Annotated in this window: 15 protein-coding genes and 1 pseudogene; 10 read left to right on the top strand and 6 right to left on the bottom strand. The window is 57.2% G+C overall.

Annotation, left to right across the window (positions count from 1 at the left end; all coding sequences use genetic code 11):
- Window positions 1-36 precede the first annotated feature (36 nt).
- Together maiA and glcC are read right to left on the bottom strand one after the other, a co-directional pair.
- Window positions 37-669 (bottom strand): maleylacetoacetate isomerase, encoded by a 633-nt coding sequence (maiA, locus tag RHM59_RS01685; protein WP_322285798.1) that lies wholly within the window; start codon window positions 667-669, stop codon window positions 37-39.
- A 120-nt stretch (window positions 670-789) separates the two neighbouring features.
- Window positions 790-1,557, bottom strand: a complete 768-nt coding sequence (gene glcC, locus RHM59_RS01680) for a transcriptional regulator GlcC (protein ID WP_322164989.1) — start codon at window positions 1,555-1,557, stop codon at window positions 790-792.
- A gap of 236 nt (window positions 1,558-1,793) precedes the next feature.
- Here glcC and glcD point away from each other — a divergent pair, with 236 nt between their 5' ends.
- The 5 genes from glcD to RHM59_RS01655 all read left to right on the top strand — a co-directional run bounded on the left by glcD (window position 1,794) and on the right by RHM59_RS01655 (window position 8,299).
- Window positions 1,794-3,293, top strand: coding sequence for a glycolate oxidase subunit GlcD (gene glcD, locus RHM59_RS01675; protein WP_322164990.1), 1,500 nt, complete (start codon window positions 1,794-1,796; stop codon window positions 3,291-3,293).
- Window positions 3,293-4,384, top strand: coding sequence for a glycolate oxidase subunit GlcE (gene glcE, locus RHM59_RS01670; protein ID WP_322164991.1), 1,092 nt, complete (start codon window positions 3,293-3,295; stop codon window positions 4,382-4,384). Before glcD ends, glcE begins: the two co-directional genes overlap by 1 nt.
- 2 nt (window positions 4,385-4,386) lie before the next feature.
- A complete protein-coding gene (gene glcF, locus RHM59_RS01665; RefSeq protein WP_322164992.1) occupies window positions 4,387-5,604 on the top strand; it encodes a glycolate oxidase subunit GlcF in 1,218 nt (405 codons plus the stop codon).
- 31 nt (window positions 5,605-5,635) lie between these two features.
- Entirely contained in the window at window positions 5,636-6,037 is a 402-nt protein-coding gene (locus tag RHM59_RS01660; protein WP_322164993.1) for a heme-binding protein, read from the top strand.
- A gap of 87 nt (window positions 6,038-6,124) precedes the next feature.
- Window positions 6,125-8,299 (top strand): malate synthase G, encoded by a 2,175-nt coding sequence (locus tag RHM59_RS01655; protein WP_322285797.1) that lies wholly within the window; start codon window positions 6,125-6,127, stop codon window positions 8,297-8,299.
- Window positions 8,300-8,450: 151 nt separating this feature from the next.
- Here RHM59_RS01655 and RHM59_RS01650 read toward each other — a convergent pair.
- A pseudogene (locus RHM59_RS01650) lies at window positions 8,451-8,717 on the bottom strand (helix-turn-helix domain-containing protein); the annotation flags it as partial.
- Window positions 8,718-8,780: 63 nt separating this feature from the next.
- On the opposite strand from RHM59_RS01650, the gene RHM59_RS01645 reads away from it, so the two are divergent.
- Window positions 8,781-9,371 carry an NAD(P)H-dependent oxidoreductase gene (locus tag RHM59_RS01645; protein WP_322285795.1) on the top strand — a complete coding sequence of 197 codons (591 nt, stop codon included), beginning with the start codon at window positions 8,781-8,783 and terminating at the stop codon, window positions 9,369-9,371.
- 358 nt (window positions 9,372-9,729) lie between these two features.
- On the opposite strand, the gene RHM59_RS01640 is transcribed toward RHM59_RS01645, so the two are convergent.
- From RHM59_RS01640 to RHM59_RS01630, 3 genes are all read right to left on the bottom strand, one after another.
- Window positions 9,730-10,404 carry a hypothetical protein gene (locus RHM59_RS01640; protein WP_322285794.1) on the bottom strand — a complete coding sequence of 225 codons (675 nt, stop codon included), beginning with the start codon at window positions 10,402-10,404 and terminating at the stop codon, window positions 9,730-9,732.
- A gap of 72 nt (window positions 10,405-10,476) precedes the next feature.
- Window positions 10,477-11,109 carry a hypothetical protein gene (locus tag RHM59_RS01635; RefSeq protein ID WP_322285793.1) on the bottom strand — a complete coding sequence of 211 codons (633 nt, stop codon included), beginning with the start codon at window positions 11,107-11,109 and terminating at the stop codon, window positions 10,477-10,479.
- Window positions 11,110-11,282: 173 nt separating this feature from the next.
- Complete coding sequence (locus tag RHM59_RS01630; protein ID WP_322286655.1) at window positions 11,283-12,143, bottom strand: aldo/keto reductase family oxidoreductase; 861 nt, start codon at window positions 12,141-12,143, stop codon at window positions 11,283-11,285.
- 99 nt (window positions 12,144-12,242) lie between these two features.
- Here RHM59_RS01630 and RHM59_RS01625 point away from each other — a divergent pair, with 99 nt between their 5' ends.
- The 4 genes from RHM59_RS01625 (at window position 12,243) to RHM59_RS01610 (ending at window position 15,476) form a co-directional block, all read left to right on the top strand.
- Window positions 12,243-13,139 carry a LysR family transcriptional regulator gene (locus RHM59_RS01625; RefSeq protein WP_322285792.1) on the top strand — a complete coding sequence of 299 codons (897 nt, stop codon included), beginning with the start codon at window positions 12,243-12,245 and terminating at the stop codon, window positions 13,137-13,139.
- A gap of 137 nt (window positions 13,140-13,276) precedes the next feature.
- Entirely contained in the window at window positions 13,277-13,807 is a 531-nt protein-coding gene (locus RHM59_RS01620) for a M15 family metallopeptidase (protein WP_322285791.1), read from the top strand.
- A 552-nt stretch (window positions 13,808-14,359) separates the two neighbouring features.
- Window positions 14,360-14,653, top strand: coding sequence for a DUF6388 family protein (locus tag RHM59_RS01615; protein WP_322285790.1), 294 nt, complete (start codon window positions 14,360-14,362; stop codon window positions 14,651-14,653).
- 127 nt (window positions 14,654-14,780) lie between these two features.
- Entirely contained in the window at window positions 14,781-15,476 is a 696-nt protein-coding gene (locus RHM59_RS01610) for a crotonase/enoyl-CoA hydratase family protein (protein WP_322165005.1), read from the top strand.
- Window positions 15,477-15,537 lie beyond the last annotated feature (61 nt).

Raw genomic sequence — 15,537 nt, 5'->3', positions numbered from 1 at the left:
ATCAGCTGTAAGCCCAGGATTCTCATGCTGAAGGGATCACTCTGGCTTGTCGGATTGCGCATCGGGGTGCGCGGACTGGAAAGCAGTATGTTGCAACGCCAAGTGCTCGACTCGGCGGATCTTCGGATAGCCGGTCAAGTCGACGTTGAAACGCCGAGCTGCATACAGCTGCGGCAGCAGAAACACGTCGGCCAGGCCCGGCTCACCGAAGCAAAATCCTTCGTCACCGATAAGGGCTTCGACGGCATTGAAACCCTCGGTAATCCAATGGTCGATCCAGGCAATAACCTCCGGCTCAGGACTGCCCAGCTCGCGCAAACGCTTCAGCACCGAGACATTGTGAAGCGGATGGATATCACAGCCGATCAGGGCCGAAACGGCTCGTTGTTGCGCGCGCTGGATCAAGTCTGCTGGCAACAAGGCCGGCTGCGGATAGCACTCTTCGAGGTATTCAATGATGGCTGATGACTGAATGATCACGTCGCCGCTGTCCAGCCGCAACGCTGGCACTCGGCCCTGGGGGTCAATGGCGAGGTAATCCGGCGTCAACTGCTCACCGCCGTCGCGGATTAGGTTCACCGGAATCGAGCGGTACGTCAGGCCCTTCAATGCCAACGCGATTCGCACCCGATAGCTGGAGGTTGAGCGGTAGTAGGTAAATAAGTCCACGGGGCTGCCTGCTTCGTTGCGCGTTTTTTATGTTCGTAATTTAATTACGCATTGCGTAAGTTGCGGGAGAGGGAGTGGGAATGTCAAGTTGAAGAACGCCGACTATTCTAGAAGCGCCGATCACGTCCAGCCTTCCAGCCGTAGCGTCGAGCGTACCAACCGGTCCTCTTCGTTCTCGATTTCCTTTAGGTTTTCGCTGATGCTTTGGATGTGCGCAATCGCCGCCTTGCGCGCTTGCTCTGGCAGCCGTCCAGTGACCGCGTTGTACAGCCGCGCATGCTGGCGGTCGATTTGGCGTTTCTGCGGTTCGCGGTGATAGAGGTTGTTGACCGATGCGAATACCGTATTCAGCAGCAGGTCGGTCAGCGAACGCAGGGTCTGTACCAGCACCGGGTTGTGTGACGCTTCACAAATCGCCAGGTGAAACGCGTGATCCAGTCGCGCATGCCCCGACGCTTCCAGCGGTTGGCCGTGGGCGGCGATCAGCGCTTCGTAGCTGCGGGTGATCAGCACAAAATCAGCATCGGTGCCGCGCAAGGCCGCCAAGCGTGCGGACTCCCCTTCCAGTAGGCTGCGCACTTCAAACAAGTCGTACAGCGTGCGCGGCTGCGAACCGAACAGGTGCATCAGCGGTGAGGTGGCGGTATGGCCCGACAACTGCGCGACGAACGAACCTTTACCCTGCTCGGTGTCAATAATCCCCCGCGCGCGGAGCAACTTCAGGCCTTCACGCAGCGCCGTTCGGGACACACCGAGTTTCTCCGTCAGACGCCGTTCGGAAGGAAGAATCTGCCCGGTTTTCAACACGCCGTCGACGATCAAGCGTTCGATACGCTCACACACAACATCGGCCACCTGCGGTGCACGGGGCACAGAGGACGTATTCATGCTGGCTCTCCACTGGTATGACCAGTCATAAACATCACAACGCCTTATTCGGTTAATAGATTTAACTGCATGAAATAAAACAATTTTTTAAATTAACAATGATTATCGAGTGAAAAAAACTGGTTCGACCACTCCCGTAAGTCATGGACAGTACTGCGCTGACAGCCAATGATGCAAGTCAGTGGATCAGCTATACGATCTCCAATAAAAAAACAACGCAGGGTTGTCAGCCCACCATGAACATCCTTTACGACGAACGCGTCGACGGCGTATTGCCCCCTTCTGATAAGGCCGGTCTGTACCTGGCGTTGCGTGAGCAACTGCCCGACCTCGATATCCTCCATCGCGAGGAAGAACTCAAACCCTACGAATGCGACGGTTTGTCTGCCTATCGCACCCTGCCGATGCTGGTGGTCTTGCCCCAGCGCATCGAGCAAGTCCAAACCCTGCTCAAGCTGTGCCACGAACGCCAGGTCCCTGTTGTGGCCCGTGGCGCTGGCACTGGTTTGTCCGGGGGCGCGTTGCCGTTGGAAAAAGGCGTGTTGCTGGTGATGGCGCGCTTCAACCAAATTCTGGAAATCAACCCGGCTGCGCGCTTCGCCCGTGTCCAGCCCGGCGTGCGCAACCTGGCGATCTCCCAGGCGGCGGCGCCGTTTGACCTTTATTACGCGCCAGACCCGTCCTCGCAGATCGCCTGCTCCATCGGCGGCAACGTCGCCGAGAACGCCGGGGGCGTGCATTGCCTGAAATACGGCCTGACCGTACATAACCTGCTCAAGGTTGAAATCCTTACGGTGGAAGGTGAGCGCCTGACCCTGGGCTCAGAAGCCTTGGACTCGCCGGGTTTTGACCTGCTGGCGCTGTTCACCGGTTCCGAAGGCATGCTCGGCATCATCACCGAAGTCACGGTTAAGTTACTGCCCAAACCGCAAGTTGCCCGGGTGCTGCTGGCCGCGTTTGATTCGGTGGAAAAAGCCGGCCGTGCGGTGGGCGATATTATCGCCGAAGGCATTATCCCCGGCGGCCTGGAGATGATGGACAACCTGGCGATCCGCGCGGCTGAAGACTTTATTCACGCCGGCTACCCGGTGGACGCCGAAGCCATTCTGCTGTGCGAACTGGACGGCGTTGAAGCCGATGTCCATGACGATTGCGAGCGGGTTCGCCGCGTCTTGGAAAACGCTGGTGCCACCGAAGTGCGCCTGGCCCGTGATGAAGCCGAACGCGTGCGGTTTTGGGCGGGACGCAAAAATGCGTTCCCGGCAGTCGGGCGTTTGTCGCCGGATTATTACTGCATGGACGGCACGATTCCGCGCCGTGCATTGCCCGGCGTGCTCAGAGGCATCACAGCGCTGTCCGAAGAATATGGGCTGCGAGTGGCCAACGTATTCCACGCGGGCGACGGCAATATGCACCCGTTGATTCTGTTCGATGCCAACCAACCCGGTGAGCTGGACCGCGCCGAAGCGTTGGGCGGCAAAATTCTTGAGCTGTGCGTCAAAGTTGGCGGCAGCATCACCGGCGAGCACGGGGTTGGCCGCGAAAAAATCAACCAGATGTGCGCACAGTTCAACAGTGACGAATTGACCTTATTCCATGCAGTGAAAGCAGCGTTTGACCCTAGCGGCCTGCTCAACCCCGGCAAGAACATACCGACCCTGCACCGCTGCGCTGAATTCGGCGCCATGCACGTGCATTTGGGTCAGTTGCCCTTCCCCGAACTGGAGCGTTTTTAATGCTCGCTCATAAAGATCACGCTAAGTCCGATGTCGACGCCAGCGCCACGCTGCTGGAACAAGTCAATCAGGCCTATCAAAACGGCACACCGCTGCGGATTCAGGGCGGCAATAGCAAATCATTCTTGGGTCGCGAAGTGTTCGGAGAAATCCTTGACACCCGCGCCCATCGCGGCATCGTGACCTACGACCCGACTGAATTGGTGATCACCGCCCGCGCCGGTACACCGCTGCACGAACTGAACGCCGCGCTGGAAGCGGCTGGACAAATGCTGCCGTGCGAGCCGCCGAGCTTCAGCCAAAACGGCATCGACGACGCGACGGTGGGCGGCATGGTCGCTGCTGGGCTTAGCGGGCCTCGCCGTCCGTGGTCAGGCTCGGTGCGTGACTTTGTGCTGGGCACCCGGGTGATTACTGGGTTGGGCAAGCACTTGCGCTTCGGCGGCGAAGTGATGAAAAACGTCGCCGGCTACGACCTTTCACGGCTGTTGACCGGCAGTTATGGCTGCCTGGGCCTGCTGACCGAAGTCTCGCTAAAGGTCCTGCCCAAGCCGCGAAAATGCATCAGCATCGCCTTGGAAATGGACACCGAACACGCCCTGCTCAGGCTCGCCGAATGGGGCCAGCAACCGATTCCCATAAGCGCCGCCAGCCATGACGGCCGCGTGCTCAGGCTGCGACTGGAAGGTGGCGAAGGTTCGGTGGCCGCTGCCCATGATCGCCTCGGCGGCGAATTGCTCGACACCCAGTATTGGAGCGACCTAAACGAACAGCGCCTAAGCTTTTTTGACGAAGGGCAAACCCTGTGGCGCCTGTCGCTGCCGAACAATACCGGTGAGTTGGTAGTGCCCGGCGAACAGTTGATCGATTGGGGCGGCGCTCAGCGCTGGTTGAAATCCGATGCCGACGCCGAGCACATTCGCGCCGTTGTCAGCGAAAACGGGGGTCATGCAATCTGCTACAGCCACGGGGCTATCGACAGCCCGTTCCAGCCGCTGGCCACGCCGTTGTTGCATTACCATCGCCAGTTAAAAGCTCAACTCGACCCTAAGGGGATTTTCAATCCGGGCCGAATGTACGCAGAGATCTGACCATGCAAACTACCCTGAGCGAAAAAGCCAAACAGCTGCCCCGCGCTGAAGAGGCCGAAAGCATTCTGCGCAGCTGCGTGCATTGCGGTTTTTGCAACGCCACCTGCCCGACGTACCAACTGCTGGGCGATGAGCTAGACGGCCCGCGCGGCCGTATTTACCTGATCAAGCAAGTGCTGGAAGGAAACGAGGTCACCGCAAAAACCCAACTGCACCTGGACCGCTGCTTGTCCTGCCGCAACTGCGAAACCACCTGCCCGTCCGGGGTCAATTATCACAACCTGCTGGACATCGGCCGCGCCGTGGTTGACCAGGCCGTGCCGCGTCCGCTGAACCAACGGCTCCTGCGCACCGGGCTACGCGCCGTGGTCCCAAACGCGGCGCTGTTTAAAACCCTGATTCAGCTAGGACGGGCCTTTCGTCCGCTGATGCCAAGCGCCCTCAAGGCCAAGCTGCCCAAGGACATTCACCCGGCCCGACCGCGACCGACTTCACAGCATGCACGTCGGGTGTTGATGCTCGAAGGCTGCGTGCAACCGGGTTTGTCACCCAACACCAACGCTGCCACGGCTCGGGTGCTGGATCGTTTGGGCATCAGCGTCACGCCCATCGCCCAAGCCGGTTGCTGCGGCGCGGTGGACTACCACTTGAATGCCCAAGAAGCCGGCTTGAACCGCGCCCGGCGCAACATCGATGCCTGGTGGCCCAGCGTTGAAAACGGCGCCGAAGCCATCGTCCAGACCGCCAGTGGTTGTGGCGCGTTCGTTAAAGACTACGGGCACCTGCTTCGAGAAGACCCAGCCTACGCCGCCAAGGCACTGAAAATCAGCGCCCTGACCAAAGACTTGGTGGAAGTGCTGCGCGATGAACCACTGGAGAAGCTTGGTGTAAGCAGCGATGTGCGCCTGGCGTTTCATTGCCCCTGCACGTTGCAACACGCGCAGAAATTGGGCGGCGCGGTAGAAAGCGTGCTGACCCGACTCGGTTTTAACCTGACCGCCGTGCCCGACGGGCATTTGTGCTGCGGTTCAGCCGGCACCTATTCCATTACCCAGCCCGAGCTGTCGAAGCAATTGCGCGACAACAAGATGAACGCACTGGAAAGCGGTAAGCCAGACATGATCGTCACTGCTAACATCGGCTGCCAGACCCATTTGGACAGCGCTGGCCGAACCCCGGTCAGGCACTGGATTGAACTGGTCGAAGACGCGCTGCATTAATCGACTAATAACGTTTTTCTTGGAGATTCAGATGAAAACCAAAGCCGTATTGAGCCAGACTGAAGTTGGCCAAATCCTCGCTGCCGCCCGTGCCGAAGCACTGAAAAACAACTGGGCGGTCTCGATTGCCGTGGTTGACGACGGCGGTCACCCTTTGGCCATGGAACGTCTGGACGGCTGCGCACCGATTGGCGCCTACATCGCAATGGAAAAAGCCCGCACCTCAGCGCTGGGCCGTCGCGAATCCAAAGGCTACGAAGACATGGTCAACGGTGGCCGCAATGCGTTCCTGTCCGCGCCATTGCTGACCTCACTCGAAGGTGGCGTGCCGGTGATCGTTGATGGCCAGGTGATTGGTGCCGTCGGCGTGTCCGGGGTCAAAGCTGACCAGGACGCTCAAGTGGCTAAAGCCGGTGCTGATTGCCTGAAGTAATCGTCGCTTAACCTGTAGGCGCTAGCGAACGCAGCATGTGGCAGCGACTACAGGGGTTATTTTACGAATTGAATAAGAGAGCCCGACATGACCGATTTTGTGAACTGCCAACGCCTGAAAGTGGCGGCCAACCTGCAACGCTTTGTCGATGACGAAGTGCTGCCGGGTACAGGCCTGGACCGTGACGCCTTCTGGACCGGGTTTGATGCGTTGGTGCACGAACTGGCGCCGCTGAACCGTGCGCTGCTGGCCGAGCGTGATCGCTTGCAGACCGAATTGGACACATGGCATCGGGCTCACCCTGGTCCGATCAGCGACATGCCAGCCTATCGCGCTTTTCTGACGTCCATTGGCTATTTGCAGCCGCAACCGGCACAGGTGCAGGCCAGCACTTCCAACGTTGATATCGAAATCAGCAGCCAGGCCGGCCCGCAATTGGTCGTGCCTGCGGTCAACGCCCGCTACGCGCTGAATGCGGCCAACGCCCGTTGGGGCTCGCTGTATGACGCGCTGTACGGCACCGACGCCATCGCTGAAACCGACGGTGCGGAAAAAGGCAGCGGTTACAACCCGGCACGCGGAGCCAAGGTCGTGGCCTTCGCTCGCGCTTTTCTAGACGAAGCAGCTCCCTTGGCCAGCGGCTCCCACCTGGACGCCCAGCGCTACGCTATAGATTCTGGAAAGCTTCTGATTACCCTGGCCGATGGCAGCCAAACCCACCTCAAGCAGCCGGAAAAATACATCGGCTATCAAGGTGAGGCGTTTCAACCTGTCGCCATCCTCCTGAAAAACCACGGCCTGCACGTCGAAATTCAATTCGACGCTAACAGCGCCATTGGCAAGACCGATGCAGCAGGCGTCAAGGATTTACTGCTGGAAGCCGCCGTGTCGACCATCATCGACTGCGAGGATTCGGTGGCAGCCGTTGATGCCGACGATAAGGTCTCGGTGTATCGCAACTGGCTCGGCCTGATGAAGGGAGACCTGACTGAAGACCTGGTCAAAGGTGGCAAAACCATCACTCGCCGCCTGAATGCTGACCGCCAATACATCGCCGCAGACGGCAGCCCACTGAAGCTTCACGGCCGTTCGTTACTGTTGATCCGTAACGTGGGCCACTTGATGACCAACCCGGCGATTGTCGACGGCGAAGGTCATCAGATTCCCGAAGGTATTCTCGATGGCGTGATCACCAGCCTCATCGCCTTGCATGACCTGTCCCGTCGCGGCAACTCGCGCACTGGCAGCGTCTATATCGTCAAACCGAAAATGCACGGCCCGGCTGAAATCGCCTTTGCCGCGCAGATATTCAGCCGTGTCGAAGACCTGCTGAAGCTGCCGCGCAACACCCTGAAAATGGGGATCATGGACGAAGAACGGCGTACCAGCGTCAATCTGAAAGCCTGTATCGCTGAAGCGTCGGCCCGGGTTGCGTTCATCAATACCGGCTTCCTTGACCGCACTGGCGACGAGATGCACAGCTCCATGGAAGCCGGCGCAATGCTGCGCAAAGGCGAGATGAAAAACACTCCATGGATCAAGGCTTACGAGCGCAGCAACGTGCTGGTTGGTTTGGCCTGCGGCCTACGCGGCCGGGCTCAAATCGGCAAAGGCATGTGGGCAATGCCGGACCTGATGGCTGACATGCTTGTACAGAAAATCGGCCACCCGAAAGCCGGTGCCAACACCGCGTGGGTGCCCTCACCTACTGCCGCTACGTTGCACGCGCTGCATTACCACAAGGTTGACGTACGGGCGATTCAGGAAGAACTGGAAAAAGTCGATCTGGCCGGTGAGAGCGAGCAAATCCTCAACGACCTGCTGACCATCCCGGTATCGCCAGACGCCAAATGGACGCCTGAGCAGATTCGTGAAGAAGTTGAAAACAACGCCCAAGGCCTGCTGGGTTATGTGGTGCGCTGGGTAGAACAAGGCGTGGGTTGCTCCAAGGTACCGGACATCCATAACGTCGGCCTGATGGAAGACCGAGCGACGCTGCGAATCTCTAGCCAACACATGGCCAACTGGATACGCCACGGCGTGATCAGCGAAGCGCAAGCCCTGGACACCCTCAAGCGCATGGCGGCAGTGGTGGATCAGCAAAACGCCGGGGATTCGTTGTACACACCCATGGCGGCGGATTTCGACGGTTCAGTAGCGTTCCAGGCAGCGTGCGCCCTGGTGTTCAAAGGCCGCGAACAACCGAGCGGCTACACCGAACCGTTGCTGCATGAGTTCCGGTTGGCGTTCAAACAACTGTAACGGGCCAGGCGTTGGCTGGGCAGGGATCGAGGATTAATTGGGGGATCGGATTTTTCGGGAAGGGCGCGCCGCGATAGTTCATACATCGCGCCGCCTTTTAATATCCGTGTAGCCAACGTGTTGGCGGAGGCCCGGCCGGCGTGGCGCGGTATCAATTCACCAACGCTGCTCCGCCAACAGATTGCCCATCCGGCCCATACTGACGTGGCGAACAGCCCTTCACCCGCTTGAACGCCGTACTGAAAGCGCTTTGTGATTCATACCCCAGCGAGCGCGCGATGGCGGACACCGAGGTGCTGGAATTGACCAACCTGTCCCCCGCCACCGTCATGCGCCAACGCGTCAGGTATTCAATGGCAAAGACCGCGACCTTCTCCTTGAATTTCAGAATGAAGCGGGTGCGCGACATACCGGCTAGAGTACGTCTGAGAGCGGGTCCATCGATTGCGTAGCACGATTCACTTATCCAGGAGCCCACACCATGACCGACACCTCGCGCCTGACCATCGCTGTATTGCTGGGCTCCGTGCGTTCCGACCGTCAAGGCATCAAAGCCGCTCGCTTACTTTTGACTGCGCTTGAAAAGCGGGGACACGAGGCGGTCCTCGTCGATCCCATGGTGACTCGCTTGCCTCTGTTGGACCGCATGTATAAGGAATACCCAAAAGGCTCGGCACCGGCTGAACTAGAGCAACTCGCCACGCTTTACCGCCGCGCCGATGGCTTCCTGCTAGTGAGCGCGGAATACAATCACGGGGTTCCACCAGCGTTGAAAAATCTGCTCGACCACTTTCTTGAGGAATACATGTGGCGCCCCTCCGCGATCACCTGTTATTCCGCCGGAGGGTTTGGCGGCGTGCGGGCCGCCATGCAACTGCGCATGATTCTGGGAGAATTGGGCATGCCGAGCATTCCCAGCCTGTTTTCCATTCCGTATATCGGCGATGCCTTGGCCAATGATGGACAGCCCAAGGAAGAGCACACCACCACACAGATGAACAGATTCCTGGATGAGTTTGAGTGGTATGCGCAGGCTTTGAGACGTCAACGAGCGGATGGGGTGCCTTATTGAATGCACGGTGCGTTACAACCCCGTGCTGGCATAATCAAGGACGATACACCCTGAGCAGGATCGCTTATTGCGTCTTTCGTCCCGATGAGTACTGCTACCTCAAACTGAAACGGACAAAGACCATCATGAACAGCTTTAAATGCACTCTCAGGACAAGCCTATTGAAGCAACATTTGTACGAAATTGGTGCAAGAACTGGGTTCGCTTAGGTTTACCTCCGTATTTAATATCGGCGATGGCAACCTGTTTAATGCGGGCTGCGTTTAACCGACCAATCTTCCGGCAATTTAAGAAAACTGACTTTTTCAACAGAATTGGTTGAAAGCGGAAGGTGGACAGTTATCGGTGACGCACATACTCAGAGCTTTATCACCTCCGCTACAGCGGCCATGAACGCCTCTTTGCCAGTTCTGCCTTTCAAACGCTTGGATGGTCGGTTCCACCAAGCCGATGAAGGATGGGACGAAGCCCTTACCTGCAATCCCTGTCCCCGTATCTCGTCAAGCAGCGTGGTCTTCTTCGCGGACTTCCAGGCCAAGGAGCTACAAAACACTACCAGATCTGGCTTTATCACCCTCACCACAGCCCCCACTGTTGCGGCGCTGCTGGCCAGGTCCAAAGGACTGACCCAGATCGACTCGCCCGCCTGCTCGGCGGGACGCTGGAAGTAGTTCATGAAAGCAATCGACATGAACGAATTTTCAGGCATCACGCCCCCGACCTCCAAAGCGCTGGCGATATTTCTGTAGATGGTTTTGGAAGCACCTTTCCAGTGGTTGCCGATACCGTTATGGATGATCCCACGAGTATTTATCCAGCCTTGATCTACGACGTCAGTAAGATCTATACCTGAGTACCAGCTCTGGGGATTGTGGTGATAGGTACTGTTTGGCTCCAAGTAATGGCTTTCACCCAAGACCAATATTTTCGCCGGTGCAGAGCGGTAGCCCGACCCCACCCAAGGCTTCAGGTTGGGATAAAGAGTGAAGTGAGGAATACATTTAAGTTTCGTATCGAAGGAATAGTCCTGCAAGCACTGCGTCCTTTTAAGGGGTCGGGGCTGTAGCGCCCAGAAAAATAAAAAGCATCTAAACAGTCCATCGCGCTACACCACTTGAGTGTCAACTTCCTGCAGATAAATGTCGCCCAAGTGGGGGTAATGCATCGTCAAAACCGCCCATCTCAATCCCTGTACCCCGGGCACTTCGCCAAACACCTTGGATGAGTGTTCGACATTTCCCGCATATTCTTCAACTCGCTCAAGGTGACTTTCCCAGCCCGCCACATCTAAAAAATTCACGCCGAAAATGATGACGCTGCCGGTAGCCGCCTTTTCCGCCAGAGCTTTAAGGCGAGTCATGTACCAATAATCTTTGGCCGCACTTTCGAACATTTTTCCTTGATTGGAGTTTGCGAAAGGCGCTTTGAGCTCAATAAAATGAAAGCGCTTTTCGTCCTGGTCCCGTACCCACAAGTCGCATTGTTTGGTAACGATATCCATCTCGGCCCAACGTTGATCGAGGGCCACCTTGTATTCCACGCCGACGTCGCCCATCCAGCCATCGTGGGGACCACTAAGGCCGCGGGCACGGACCAACCAAAAGTAAAACTCGAATTTCAACCACCCCTCGAAACCATTCGCCAGCGCGCCGATGGATGAGGGCAAACAAATATGTTCTTTTTCCCACGACTGCAAAAAATCGCGAAACGCTGTTGCGACGTTATCGATACCGCTCATTGGATACATCCTTGTAAGTACCACACATTTTGGCAGACTGCCATCATGCGCTTTAGTTGCTATAACGTCCAACGGCAGAATGATAAGACCTGCTGTTCCGACTAAAGAATATCGCATCGTCTTTTTGGCTTTGTATCGTCCCGGGAGCGCTTACTATTTATAGAGATTTCCCCCTAAACCCCTTCCAACTCACCCAACAACTCAATCCCAATCACCAGCTCACTCGCCGACAAATTCTCCCGCAAGTGCGCCACGGACGAAGTCCCCGGAATCAATAAAATATTTGGCGCCCGTTGCAGCAACCAAGCCAGCGCGACACGCAGCGGCGAAGCTACCAACTTCACCGCGACGCTCGAAAGAACGTCCGACTGCAGCGGCGTAAACCCGCCCATGGGGAAGAACGGCACATAGGCAATGCCCTGCGCGCCCAACTCGGCGATGAGTTGTTCGTCAGCCCGGTGGGACAGGTTGTAGTGGTTCTGGACGCAAACGATGTCGGCGATTGCCTGCGCTTGCTTAACCTGTGTTGCCGTGACGTTGCTCAGCCCCAAATGGCGAATGAGGCCTTGGCGTTGCAGTTCAGCGAGGGCGGTGAATTGTTCTTCGATGGAATCTTCGTTGGGTGAATGCATGTTTCCCCAAGCCCGAAAGTTCACCACTTCCAGTACGTCTAGACCCAGGTTATGCAGGTTGTCATGCACGGCACGGGTTAGTTCGGCTGGAGTTTGGGCCGGGTTCCATGAAGCGTCAGCTCCGCGCTGGGCGCCGACTTTGGTCACGATTACCAGATCTTCAGCGTAGGGGTGCAAGGCTTCGCGGATGAGCTGGTTGGTGACATGCGGACCGTAGAAATCGGCCGTATCAAAGTGGTTCACCCCGGCCGCTAGCGCTTCGCGCAGTACTGCGATTGCCGCTTTCGGGTCTTTGGGTGGACCAAATACCCCGGGACCGGCTAACTGCATGGCGCCGTAGCCCATTCGGTTAACTGTCCGACCGCCCAGTAAAAAGGTTCCTGCTTTGCTGGCGTCGCTCATCTGGTGTGCCTCTGTCGATGGGTGTAGACCCACTATAGTCATTGACCACTCCATTGATAATCAGGTGCAATCGGCACGGGTTGTACGGAGCAGCGAACAATGGCGACAGATATTCAGGACTTGCTGGCCTTTGTGGCCGTGGTCAACGCAGGCGGATTTCGCGAGGGCGCCCGTGCGAGCGGGAAATCGGCTTCAAGCCTCAGCGACGCGGTCCGACGCATAGAAACCCGGTTGGGCGTGCGTTTGCTCAATCGCACCACCCGCAGCGTGGCGCCAACCGAGGCCGGCGCCCGGTTGATGGAGCGCATCGTACCCGCACTGGGCGAAGTCGAGTCGGCGTTGGATGTGGTCAACGACTTTCGCGACCGGCCTTCGGGCACGCTCAAATTGAACGTGCCGGTCAGCGCCGCACGGTTGGTACTTCCCGCGATCATCACGCCGTTCCTGAACGCCTACCCCGACATCCGCCTGGAAGTGATCGTCGAAGAGAGCTTCGTCGATATGCTGGCGGCGGGTTGTGACGCTGGCATTCGCTATGATGAGCGACTTGAACAGGACATGATCGCCGTGCCCATCGGCCCTCGATTTCAACGCTTTGCGACCGCCGCATCGCCAGCCTACCTGAACGCCAGAGGTCGGCCCGAACACCCTCGAGACCTGCTCGACCACGCCTGCCTGCGCGGCAAATTCCCCAGCGGCTCAATGCCGCCTTGGGAATACGAACGTGATGGCGAAACCCTGCGCGTCGACCCGACGGGTCCGTTGATCGTCAGGGTCGGAGGCGCCGTGGACTTGGCAGTACAAGCGGCGATAGATGGCTTGGGCATTGTTTACTTGTTCGAGGACTGGTTGCGTCCTTACTTGGACAGCGGCGCACTAGAACCGGTACTTGAACCTTGGTGGCAGAAGTTTACTGGACCGTTTTTGTATTACCCAGGGCGCCGCTATGTGCCCTCGCCGTTGAGGGCATTTGTGGACTTTATTAAGGCCGGTTGAGAGGGGTTGATGGGTAGTTGATCGATGGTGGCAAACGCAACGCTTCCCGAATAAATTCGGTCCCACAGGGATCGTTACTAATCTGAGCACCGCGCTCTGGTAGGCTATTCCACCAATCCTGCCCCTTGGTTCGCAAGATGAGCTACACGCCCACAGCCCTGCGCATGCTAGATGAACTAGGCATTCCGTTAAGCTCCGTAATGGATCGCAATCTGCAAGAGTTCGTTGAGGCGAACGGCTTGGAGCTTGCTGAGGTTGACGCAAACGGAAGAGAGCACTGGCTGACATCTGTTGCTGCCCAGGCGTGGCGACAGTTGAAAGCTTCCGCCAGTGAGCAAGGGGTGGAGATTTACATTGTTTCGGCTTTCAGAAGTGTTGAGCGGCAAGCGGCAATCATCAAAAGAAAGCTGGACTCGGGTTTAAGTATTGAAAACATTCTTAGGGTCTCGGCGCCTCCATTCTTCAGCGAACACCACACCGGGTGTGCCGTCGATATAGGCACGCCAGGCTGCGCTGCCCTCGAACGCGAGTTTGAAGATACATTGGCGTTTGAGTGGCTGGCAGAAAACGCGGAATCATTCGGTTTCCAGATGTCTTACCCGCTCAACAATCCCACCGGCTACGCCTATGAGCCGTGGCATTGGCGAGTTAGATCTGACTTCGAATGACTTCGGTCCCACATTTGGGTAATGCACACGTTTTTGTAGGAGCTGCCGAAGGCTGCGATAAGCCCGAAGGACCTTCGCCGACACGTTGGTATCTACAGAAACGCCGCCCGCGTGGGGATCGTCTGCGGGACCGCTTCGCGCTCCATCGCGTGCAAGCTGATCTGATCCAATGATGTCGGTCATGTCCCATAGCAAAAACCCTGGACCTTCAAAGAAGAGACCAGGGTTTTCAACCTTCCAGGGTAAATCCCTGCATCGGTTCAAACGGCGGGAACCCTATCGGTTACTACCCACGCCATTGTGAGCCAAATGACTGCCAAGCCTGAAAACAGTGCGACATATTCTTGATTTGTCATCACAGGTCCTCCACTCACTGATTCAGTTTATGGCGATGTCTATCCCGTTCAAATACCCAAACAGGATTAATACTTTCGATAGCAACGCCTGCACGCACCCCTCGTCTCCATCCACGTTTCAGCCGCCCCCTTTGAGGTGTAACCTACGCCCCGGTTGCCGTTTGGCTCGACGTTAATGTGCATAAAGGAAAACAAGATGGACGCATTAGACTTGAATGAAGCCGCACTGGCGAAATACATCACCACCAACCCTGGCCTGCTGGATGAGATAAAAGACCTCAGCCCGGAGGAGCAAAAGCAGCAGACGCAATGGGCGTTCGAAGATGAAGCCGAAGATCAGGGCATCGAACCCTGGGAGCTGGCATTGCAGCTGGTCGCGGAAAACCCTGAGCAATTGAAAGCCATGCGCCTCGAAGCGCATCACCAAGTGGCCGAAACCTTGGGTATGGACTGGGCCGAATACTGCGAGTTGAATGACATTCAGGAATGAGTCATGAACGCTGTCGTTTAGATTCAACGACATCGGCTCAAACCCTGACTCACCAGTCAGTCATAGCGCTTTACCTTGGCGCTTTGGATGGGTAACGTCTGCCGTCTTCAACACAAGGATTCGCGTCATGAGTGAGTTGATTTCGTACAGCCTGGAAGACGGCATCGCCACCCTGACCTTGAGTAATGGCAAGGTCAATGCAATTTCCCCGGAGGTGATCACGGCCTTCAACTCGGCGCTGGACCAAGCCGAGCAAGACCGCGCGGTGGTGATCATTACCGGTCAACCGGGCATTTTTTCTGGGGGTTATGACCTCAAGGTCATGATGACGGGCCCGGTAAACGCGATCAATTTGGTCACGGCCGGTTCGACCTTGGCCCGCCGCCTATTGGCGCACCCGTTCCCGGTGGTTATTGCTTGCCCCGGCCACGCCGTCGCCAAAGGCGCGTTCCTGTTGTTGTCAGTGGACTACCGCATCGGCGTCGATGGGCCGTTCAGCATTGGTTTGAATGAAGTTCAGATTGGCATGACCATGCACCACGCCGGGATTGAGTTGGCGCGTGACCGTCTGAGTAAATCCGCGCTGCATCGCTCGGTGATCAATGGCGAGATGTTCGACCCAAAAGGCGCCGTGGATGCGGGGTTCCTCGACAAAGTGGTCAGCGCCGAAGACTTGCAAAGTGCTGCACGCGCCGCTGCAGCGCAGTTGAAGAAGATCAATATGGTTGCTCACAAAAACACCAAATTGAAGGTACGCAAAGCCCTGCTGGACGCCCTTGACGAGTCGATCATGCTGGATCAGCAACACTCAGTGGTCGGATAACGTCCTGATTGAAAATGCCTGGCGTCTGCCGGGCTTTTTATTGCCTGTGAACTCGCAAAAC

Source organism: Pseudomonas sp. MH10, from assembly GCF_034353045.1.
Lineage (GTDB): Bacteria > Pseudomonadota > Gammaproteobacteria > Pseudomonadales > Pseudomonadaceae > Aquipseudomonas.
This window is presented reverse-complemented; position numbering and strand designations above follow the sequence as displayed.

Excerpts from the sequence above, each read along its gene's own strand:
- RHM59_RS01655 (WP_322285797.1), top strand. The coding sequence starts at position 6,125 with ATGACCGATTTTGTGAACTGCCAACGCCTGAAAGTGGCGGCCAACCTG.
- glcF (WP_322164992.1), top strand. The coding sequence starts at position 4,387 with ATGCAAACTACCCTGAGCGAAAAAGCCAAACAGCTGCCCCGCGCTGAA.
- RHM59_RS01615 (WP_322285790.1), top strand. The coding sequence starts at position 14,360 with ATGGACGCATTAGACTTGAATGAAGCCGCACTGGCGAAATACATCACC.
- glcD (WP_322164990.1), top strand. The coding sequence starts at position 1,794 with ATGAACATCCTTTACGACGAACGCGTCGACGGCGTATTGCCCCCTTCT.
- RHM59_RS01660 (WP_322164993.1), top strand. The coding sequence starts at position 5,636 with ATGAAAACCAAAGCCGTATTGAGCCAGACTGAAGTTGGCCAAATCCTC.
- glcE (WP_322164991.1), top strand. The coding sequence starts at position 3,293 with ATGCTCGCTCATAAAGATCACGCTAAGTCCGATGTCGACGCCAGCGCC.
- glcC (WP_322164989.1), bottom strand. The coding sequence starts at position 1,557 with ATGAATACGTCCTCTGTGCCCCGTGCACCGCAGGTGGCCGATGTTGTG.
- RHM59_RS01645 (WP_322285795.1), top strand. The coding sequence starts at position 8,781 with ATGACCGACACCTCGCGCCTGACCATCGCTGTATTGCTGGGCTCCGTG.
- RHM59_RS01635 (WP_322285793.1), bottom strand. The coding sequence starts at position 11,109 with ATGAGCGGTATCGATAACGTCGCAACAGCGTTTCGCGATTTTTTGCAG.
- RHM59_RS01625 (WP_322285792.1), top strand. The coding sequence starts at position 12,243 with ATGGCGACAGATATTCAGGACTTGCTGGCCTTTGTGGCCGTGGTCAAC.
- RHM59_RS01610 (WP_322165005.1), top strand. The coding sequence starts at position 14,781 with ATGAGTGAGTTGATTTCGTACAGCCTGGAAGACGGCATCGCCACCCTG.
- RHM59_RS01630 (WP_322286655.1), bottom strand. The coding sequence starts at position 12,143 with ATGAGCGACGCCAGCAAAGCAGGAACCTTTTTACTGGGCGGTCGGACA.
- RHM59_RS01620 (WP_322285791.1), top strand. The coding sequence starts at position 13,277 with ATGAGCTACACGCCCACAGCCCTGCGCATGCTAGATGAACTAGGCATT.